This is a genomic window from Brevibacillus sp. SIMBA_040, from assembly GCF_046535075.1.
GTDB lineage: Bacteria > Bacillota > Bacilli > Brevibacillales > Brevibacillaceae > Brevibacillus.
The window spans coordinates 1-9,093 of sequence record NZ_JAWRXI010000041.1; the positions used below are offsets into that span (position 1 = coordinate 1).

The window sequence follows — 9,093 nt, forward strand, 5'->3', positions numbered from 1 at the left end:
TACTGGTTCAAAGCTGGCAAATCATTTAATGATAGACTCATTAACGCTTTCGCTGTTCAGTTTTCAAAGAGCATTTTGTTTCGCGCCCGTTCTTTAGGCGACTTTCCTAGTATATCTCATTGCAATCGTTTTTGCAAGAGTTTTTTTCAAAAGCATTTCTCTCGCTCAGTGGCGACAATTCAATACTTTATCAAACAGCTATCAAGAAGTCAACACTATGTTTTTCGTTTTCTTCTTGCTAGTGTGCCTCTTTTCGAAGCGACAAGATGTATCTTACCATGTCCTTCGTACGAATACAATACCCTTTTTGTATTTATACTAAACTTTTTTAAATAAAGTAAAAGAGCGCAAGTAAACTCACGCCCTTTCACTACTTATTGCTCTAATACTCTCGTTATCGATAAATGGCGAGTATCCACCAAATTAATGATTCTTCCCCCCGTCTCTACCATTGGTCGAGTCGGTTGATTTCGATCTGTAAATACAATCTTGCCAATGGTCCCATCGCTTAGCTCAACCACAGTTCCTACAGCAAATTGCGTAATTCCCTCTACAAAAGTCCGAACGATAGTTGGGTCGAGTTTTCCAAAGCTGTCTTGAACAAGCTGTTCAACAACCAGATAAGGAGAAAGTGCTTTTTGATGAACACGATCTGAACACATAGCGTGGTATACGTCTGCTACCGCTGTGATCTTGCTGTACAAATGCAGCTTTGTACCCGGTAGTCCCAATGGATAGCCAGATCCGTCCTCTCTCTCATGATGCTGTAAGGCCGCCAGCGCCACACCTTCGCTCAAACCATGCGAGGCTTTAATAATCTGATATCCGTACACCGTATGTTTTTTCATTTCTTCAAACTCTTCTGCCGTTAATTTACCTGGCTTCTGAATAATACGCCGATCAAGCTTTGTTTTTCCGATATCAAGCAACGTTCCGGCTAATGCAACCTGCATCCACTCTTTTTCAGGCACCTTAGTCCATTTAGCGATCATATAGGAAATGATCCCGACTGCAATCGCATGTTCATACGCATAGCTGTCCAACCGGGAAAAACTGCGCATGGAAAGCAATACCTCAGGTTGCTTCTGGAACTGCATAACGATCGGAGTAACGACCTCCCGCACTTCCATTACAGGAATGTTATTGCCGCCCTGTACGCGAATCATTAAATTTTTCAGTGTCGAGACTGCTTTATCAAAGGTCTGCTGAAATGAAGTTTTTTCTGGACTGAGCTTCTCATAAACCACACTTTGTTCTTCAGGAGATTGCTCTGTCTGTTGTTCGCCCGAGGATACATTTACATCCTCTATTGGGACCTGCTTGACCATAAATGCATCAAGAATCTCTATTTCCTTTTCGTTTAAGGCGGTTCCTTTTGTAAAAAGGATTCCCCCCAACGAAGTGTAAACTTCTTCCGCCAGTTTCGCTCCAATGGTTAGTTGTTTCACTTCCACGATGGGCAAATTGGTCACCATCCGATCCACCATGATTAAAATGATATAGTGTTCTTTTCCCAATTCTACCCCAACTTCAAACCATTTGGCAGGTAAAAAGCATCAGAGAAGTTTATTCTTTTCCTGAAAACGTAAAAAGACGCCCCTTGGACGGAGCGCCTATTCACACTTTCTTACCTATTCTTCTATTGGTTCGTTATCACTTGGTTCGTTATCATTTGGTTCGTTATCATTTGGTTCGTTATTGTCCTGACCCTCTACCAGCTCTTCGGTAGCTTCGTCTTCTATATCTTCATCCTCGTTAGGCGGGCATTTGGCTACAGAGCCTACCTGCTCGTTTTCTGAGAGACGAATCAGCTTGACGCCTTGCGTATAACGACCCATTACGGAAATACCCTTCATCTCCGTACGAATGATAACTCCAGAAGTCGTGATGATCATCAGATCTTCTTCTGGCTCTACCACTTTCAAGCCAACTACAGGACCGCTACGCTCTGTTACGTTGTGCGTCTTGATCCCTTTACCACCACGCGACTGAATGCGATATTCATCGACTGGTGTCCGCTTACCGTAACCATTTGCAGTAACGATCAACACCTCTGCATTCGGTTTGATCACGTCCATATCGATTACATCATCGTCATCATCAAGGGTAATTCCCTTCACTCCAGTAGCGTTACGTCCCATCATGCGAACGTCGCTTTCTTTGAAGCGAACAGACATCCCTTTGTGCGTGCCCATGATAATCTCCTGCTGACCATCTGTCAAACGAACGCCAATCAACTCATCATCCTCGCGCAGATTGACCGCAATCAGTCCACCCCTGCGAATATTCTCGTATGATTCGAGCGTTGTTTTCTTGATAATCCCTTTTTTCGTTGCAAAGAACAGATAGTGTTCCTCATCAAATTCTTTGACAGGGATTACCGCACTCACACGTTCTCCTTTTTCAATCTGGATGAGATTGATAATTGGAGTTCCCTTGGCTGTTCGACTCAAATCTGGAATCTCATAGCCTTTCAGACGATACACCTTGCCCTTGCTAGTAAAGAACATGATGTAGTCATGGGAATTGGTGATGTACAGATGCTCAACAAAGTCGTCATTTTTGGTTCCGAGTCCCTGAATTCCTCTTCCGCCCCGCTTTTGTGCACGGTACGTAGAAACAGGGAGACGCTTGATGTATCCATCATGGGTCAACGTAATGACCACATCTTCTTCTGGAATTAAATCTGCATCCTCGATATGATTCTCGTCAAACGTGATTACAGTACGGCGAGCATCGCCAAATTTCTCTTTGATTTCGGACAGCTCATCGCGAATGATCGCGTAGATTTTTCCTTCATCAGCAAGAATCGCACGCAGCTCCGCAATTTTCACCATTAACTCCTGGTACTCGTTCTCAATCTTTTCCCGCTCCAAACCGGTCAAGCGCTGCAAACGCATATCAAGAATGGCCTGCGCTTGTTCGTAGCTCAGAGTGTAATTCGAAATGAGTCCTTCACGAGCTTCTTCTCCCGTTCGCGAAGAACGAATCAAACTGATGATCGCATCGATATGATCAAGCGCAATCCGCAAGCCCTCCAAAATATGAGCGCGTGCTTCAGCTTGTTTCAGATCGTACTCTGTTCTTCTACGGATAATAACGCGCTGATGCTGCAAATAGTAATACAGCATATCACGCAGATTCAGTACCCGCGGGCGACTATCTACAAGTGCCAGCATATTTACCCCAAACGACGTCTGCATTTGGGTATGCTTAAACAGATTGTTCAAGACAACCTTTGGAATTACGTCACGACGCAGCTCCATAACAATGCGCATGCCTTTGCGGTCAGACTCATCGCGCAGGTCTGTGATACCTTCAATTTTCTTTTCGCGCACGAGCTCCGCAATCTTTTCGACAAGTCGTGCTTTATTGACCTGAAAAGGAATCTCCGTTACGATAATGCGCGGCTTTCCTTTATCCTCTTCAATCAATGTCTTCGCACGCATGATAATTGAGCCGCGACCTGTTTCATAGGCTCGACGAATACCACTGTAGCCGAGAATCTCACCAGCAGTAGGGAAATCCGGTCCTTTGATGATCTTCATCAGATCTTGTATCGTAATATCCGGATTGTCGATCATGGCTATTACGCCATCAATTACTTCCGTCAGATTGTGCGGTGGAATATTGGTCGCCATACCTACCGCAATCCCTGAAGCACCATTCAATAGCAGGTTAGGGAAACGGGAAGGTAATACGACCGGCTCTTCTTTACGCCCATCATAGTTCGGAATGAAATCGACCGTTTCTTTATCAATGTCACGCAATAGCTCCAACGAGAGCTTGGAAAAACGAGACTCTGTATAACGCATGGCCGCTGCCGGATCACCGTCTACAGAACCAAAGTTTCCTTGCCCCTCAACAAGCATATAGCGCATGTTAAAATCTTGGGCCATACGAACCATCGCTTCATAGATCGAAGAGTCACCGTGCGGGTGATAGTTCGCCATTACTTCCCCGACGACGTTTGCCGACTTACGGAACGCTTTGTCAGGAGTAAGGCCCATGTCATGCATGGCATACAAAATACGCCTGTGTACAGGCTTCAATCCGTCACGCACATCAGGCAAAGCCCGACTGACGATAACGCTCATCGCATAGCTGATGAACGACTCTCTCATTTCTTGGCTAATATCGACTTTGGGAAACCGAGCAGTTTCTTCTGCCATAAAGGGTAAACCTCCAACTGGTTATCACAATACGTTATTATACCATATAGAGAGAGGGCACGTCCAAGAAATCAGGCACGATCAATCGATTCTCCCTATTTCAATTTTATTCCATTGCTGTTTGGACATTCACTTATTGTTTGTCATTTGCCCCCCCATCTATTCATACAGAAAAAGCCGAGACGTTTCATGAAGAAAGCGTCTCGGCTCCTTGCGCCTTTTTGGCTTGCCGACTTAAGTATACGATGTAGATGATCAAGTATAGGGCAAGCGCAACCAGCGAGTAACGATACATCAAAGCAAAGCTGGTGGCTTTGGCAATCGCCCCCAAGATCATTGCGCCTCCGCCAATCCCCAAATCAAAAGCAGAGAAAAATGTCCCGGTTGCCGCGCCCCTTCTGTTTGGATTCACTCGCTTGATCGTCCACGCTTGCAAGGATGGCTGAACGGAGCCTACCCCGATTCCAAACAGGATTGCCGCCACGATCAGCTCCATTTCTGTGGTGCTGTATGACAAGAGAAGCAAGCCCACTCCAAGAATAACTGCTCCCGGCAGCAAAATCCATACTGGTCCCCTGCGATCAAACAGCTTGCCTGCCAAAGGACGAACCGCCATCAAAGCAATCGCATTGAACAAAAAGAACAACCCGATATTTTCAATCCCAACCTCAAGTCCAAACAGCGTAATAAAGCTGAAAATCCCGCCATAAATAAACCCGATCAATAAATTCAAGAGAGAAGGAAACAGCGCTGCCTTTTCTATCAAGCCGCTCAAAATACTCGTACGTGGGCGATTCACAGCAGGTAATACCTTGATTCGAACCAGCCTGGATAAAATCATTGCAAGTACGGTCAACCCTGCAGATATCGCAAACAGCCAGCCATATCCCCAGTTTTGGGAGACCCAGAGACCGATTAACGGACCAAAGGCCATCGCCAGGTTGCTGAACATCCCGAAGTACCCCATCCCCTCACCGCTACGCTCTGGGGGAATAATGTCAGAGACGATTGTACCGTATGTGGTAGTCACAATCCCCCAACCTATCCCGTGAATAAAGCGAATAGCTAAAACCAAAGCCACACTCACCATCCAGTAGTATCCGGATACGGCTAGTAAAAAGATGGCCAATCCCAGCAAAAGAACTGGCTTTCTCCCGATGGTATCCAAAGCCTTCCCGGTAAACGGACGAATAAGCAATGCTGACACGGTAAACAGGCTGATAACAAGCCCAACTGCGAGTTGATCTCCACCCATATCGGTCACATACACAGGAAGCGTAGGCAGCAGCATTTGAAAAGCCACGAACAACATAAAGTTAGACAGGGCCAATATGACAAAATCTCTTGTCCATAACGGTTTTATCTCTGACATTGTACACACTCCCATACGACACCGAAAACTATATTTATATACAATATCATATATTAAGTTGGAAAAGTCAATGCATGAACTTAACTTTCAAATCCAAATAAAAAAGACACCGACATACCGGCGCTTATACAATATCTATTACAGCTTGACGATTGTCTCCATTTCGGAGGATTGAATTGTTAATTTGGCATCTACAAGCAGTCCCAATGCGATAGCTACCATATGAATGAGTTTTCTCATGATGTATCCCCCCGTTTTGCTGATACCTAAATTGTACAAGCCCGGGCATATCTCTGCCATCGATTTGGCTTGCAGTAGCCTTACAATGCTGTAAGATGTACAAGCTTCACATATGTATGAATTCCCCTTTCTTTTCCCATACTTTTCTCGCATTTCTTGTCTATCTTTGATGATGTAGGAATCAATCATTGAAGGAGTGAAACATAGATGAAAAAAATTCTTTCTGTATCGTTACTGACAGCTAGCTTGTTGGCAGGTGGAACAGGCATTATCCATGCTGAGGAACAGCCTGCCCAGACGCAGAAGCTTAAACAAACTCCAGAATATCAAGAACTGCAATCACTCTTGACGATCAAGAAGGATTTGAATGAAAAGCTGAAGGCTCAAACAAGCCAAAACAAAGCCATGTGGGAATCGGTTCGTAGTGGTGTACCGGAGGAAGTACGTGCTGCTGTTAAAAATGCGATGCAGGAAATCAAGCCAATCCGCGAAACAAACAAGGCGCTCACGGTGCAACTGAAAGAGGCCAAAGCCGCTAAAGACAAAGCGAAGGTGGCAGAATTGAAAGCTGCTATCGAAGCGAATCATCAAGCAATCAAGAGCAAGCTGGCACCAATCGAGTCTGAGCTAGCACAAGTAAAAGCTCTGCACCAAGAGCTAAAAGAACCGATGACGGAAATTAAACCGATCCGGGAAGCAAAAAAAGCAAACCGCGAAGAAGCAACACAGATCAAACAACAGTACAAAGACAAAATGAAGGTGACCAAGGAAGCCTACAAAAATGGCGACAATACATGGAGTACATCCCTAACAGAAGCGATCGACCTGCTTGAACAGTGGACTGATATCGAAAATGAAATCTTGTCCCAAAAAGCTTCGATCTACGATGCACTCCAATAGTCTCCTTTCCTTTCATAATGTAAGCACGAAACAGCTCCATGATTGACGGAGCTGTTTTTTGTATGACCGTAAAGTGTGGGAAAAGTATGGGAAAACGGTTCGAATCCCCTGAGGCACTCCCTATCTGTTGTACAATAAACAGATGAATCTGAGGTTTTCGGAGGAATGTTATGAGACCCTTTCATATAGCCATTGTTGATGATGACCCCAATATTCGCCAAATTGTAGAAGCTTATCTACAAAAGGAAGGTTACATAACCCAGGGCGTAGAATCTGCTGAAGCAGCCATTCATTTAAATGAAACAGAACCTCCTGATTTGTGGGTGCTTGATATCATGCTGCCCGGCATGAATGGATATGAGTTTTGTCGGCGTATTCGAAAAGAATCAGAGACGCCCATCATTATGATTTCCGCTCGTGATGAAGAGGTAGACAAAATATTAGGGCTTGAGCTGGGCAGTGATGATTATTTAACCAAACCTTTTAGTCCGCGTGAATTAGTAGCTCGTGTGAACCGGGCGCTACGTCGTTGGGAGCGAATGAATAGTCGTGGAGAACAAACCACGTCGCTAGAAAATGATCAGCCCGTCAGCAGTTTACTTGTATTAGATAAAGAAAAACGATTAGTATTTTCTCTTGGAGCCGAAGTTGAGGTTACTGCAAAAGAATTTCAAGTCCTTTCGCTATTATCTGAGCATCCCAATCGAGCATTTTCCCGTGATGAATTACTTACCCTCGTATGGGGCGATGATTACTTTGGTAGTGACCGGGTCGTAGATGATTTGATTCGCCGTATTCGAAAAAAGCTGGATCATCTGCCCTTAGAAACCGTTTGGGGCTTCGGATATCGTTTGCGTATGACAGAAGGGAACCGTGAAGGATGAATCTCCAATCACGCATTACCCTGATGTTTGCTGCACTGCTTATCATTGTGACCGGAATTTCTGCTACCTTAATTCACTCCTTCCTCCTGGATAACTTGATTACCCAGCAAAAAAAAGAGCTGACGCTAAAAGGACAGTTTTGGATTGAAAAGATCAAACACTCCGACGAGGCTTTTGAAGCGGAGGATATCGCCGAGCTGGATAAGCTTTTGGTCTCTAATCGCAAAGTAGAAATTCTGCTGCTTGGCAAAAAGAAAAAAGTGCTTTACACGTCTCTCCCCTCATCCAATTTGAATCAATGGCTGCAAGCACTGGAACGGAAGGCAGAAAAACGCACGGATAAAAATATTTGGCTTGTTGGCGGGGATGATTATGTCGTTGTTAGCCTTGGTCTGAAAAATGATGAGAAACAGCGGCTCATTCTTGCTTCTCCTGTTCGCGGATTAAAGGAAGTCCGCATGGAGCTTACCGAAAAAATTATCGTCATCCTCTTAATTGGAGTTGGATCGGCTATTCTACTCAGCTTTTTTATCACGAGAAGCATGGTACGGCCTCTAAGCAGATTGACCAAGGAAATTAAAAAAGTACAGTTTCGCCGTTTCTCTGAGGTCCAATTGGTTCCGGCACGTGGGGAAATTGCCGAAGTATCAGAAAGTGTCTACTCCATGGCGCAGGAGCTGGATCGCTTTCATGAAATTCAACGCCAATTTTTACAGAATGCATCCCATGAGTTAAAGACTCCTCTTATGTCGATTCAAGGCTATGCAGAAGGCATACGTGATGGTATTTTTACAGATGACGCAGCTCATAAGGGCCTAGATGTCATTTTTTCTGAAACGAATCGAATCAAGCATATCGTGACCGAAATTACTCTTTTGGCAAAACTGGAGAGCGAAGAGGATTTATTTCATCCTGCGACTCATTCTGCTATAGATCTGGTCAATCGTGCAGTCGAACGATTACATCCTATAAAACTCCAACAAAACATAGCTATCGCAATTCGTACTTATGGTGAAGATGGCTTCGTATATGTAGATGAAGGTAAAATTTTGCAGGCGCTGTTGAATTTAATCGCAAACGCCCTGCGCCACGCAACCGAGCAGATTGAAATTAAGATCGAATCTGGAAAACGCTTTGTGACCATTGAAATAATCGATGATGGAGATGGAATTCCTGAAGATTTGCTCCCTCATCTGTTTCATCGCTTTGTCAAAGGTAAAAATGGAGACGTTGGATTGGGTCTTGCGATTACTCGCGCAATTATTGAGCGCTCTGGGGGAACAATCGAAGTTAAAAACGGAGTATTTACGGGAGCAATCTTTCGCATTATACTCCCTCTTCAGCAACCAGGTAGCCATATATGACACCCGAAGTGTTTCTCGCCTCGGGTGTTTCCTTTTGGCGGAGCTGTATCTGCACAAAAAAACCATCCTTCTCGGATGGCAAGCTCGTTCCTTCAAAACTGGATCTGCATGATTGCTAAGAGTGTGGATAAGTCCTCGACCGATTAGTATTCGTCAGCTCC

6 protein-coding genes are annotated in these 9,093 nt (G+C 44.6%); 3 read left to right on the plus strand and 3 right to left on the minus strand.

The window, feature by feature from the left end; translation table 11 throughout:
* Nucleotides 1–374: 374 nt before the first annotated feature.
* The 3 genes from SB752_RS31800 to SB752_RS31810 form a co-directional block, all read right to left on the minus strand.
* Nucleotides 375–1,487 (minus strand): HD-GYP domain-containing protein, encoded by a 1,113-nt coding sequence (locus SB752_RS31800; RefSeq protein ID WP_410719427.1) that lies wholly within the window; start codon nucleotides 1,485–1,487, stop codon nucleotides 375–377.
* Between the two features lie 144 nt (nucleotides 1,488–1,631).
* Complete coding sequence (gene gyrA, locus SB752_RS31805; protein ID WP_410719422.1) at nucleotides 1,632–4,172, minus strand: DNA gyrase subunit A; 2,541 nt, start codon at nucleotides 4,170–4,172, stop codon at nucleotides 1,632–1,634.
* Nucleotides 4,173–4,359: 187 nt separating this feature from the next.
* Nucleotides 4,360–5,559, minus strand: coding sequence for an MFS transporter (locus tag SB752_RS31810; RefSeq protein WP_410719423.1), 1,200 nt, complete (start codon nucleotides 5,557–5,559; stop codon nucleotides 4,360–4,362).
* A 432-nt stretch (nucleotides 5,560–5,991) separates the two neighbouring features.
* Between SB752_RS31810 and SB752_RS31815 the strand changes: the two genes are divergently transcribed.
* The 3 genes from SB752_RS31815 to SB752_RS31825 all read left to right on the plus strand — a co-directional run bounded on the left by SB752_RS31815 (nucleotide 5,992) and on the right by SB752_RS31825 (nucleotide 8,932).
* Nucleotides 5,992–6,684 carry a hypothetical protein gene (locus tag SB752_RS31815; RefSeq protein WP_410719424.1) on the plus strand — a complete coding sequence of 231 codons (693 nt, stop codon included), beginning with the start codon at nucleotides 5,992–5,994 and terminating at the stop codon, nucleotides 6,682–6,684.
* A 170-nt stretch (nucleotides 6,685–6,854) separates the two neighbouring features.
* Nucleotides 6,855–7,568: a response regulator transcription factor gene (locus tag SB752_RS31820; RefSeq protein ID WP_410719425.1), complete on the plus strand. Its 714-nt coding sequence runs from the start codon at nucleotides 6,855–6,857 to the stop codon at nucleotides 7,566–7,568.
* Nucleotides 7,565–8,932 carry a sensor histidine kinase gene (locus tag SB752_RS31825; protein WP_410719426.1) on the plus strand — a complete coding sequence of 456 codons (1,368 nt, stop codon included), beginning with the start codon at nucleotides 7,565–7,567 and terminating at the stop codon, nucleotides 8,930–8,932. Before SB752_RS31820 ends, SB752_RS31825 begins: the two co-directional genes overlap by 4 nt.
* The last annotated feature ends 161 nt before the right edge of the window (nucleotides 8,933–9,093 follow it).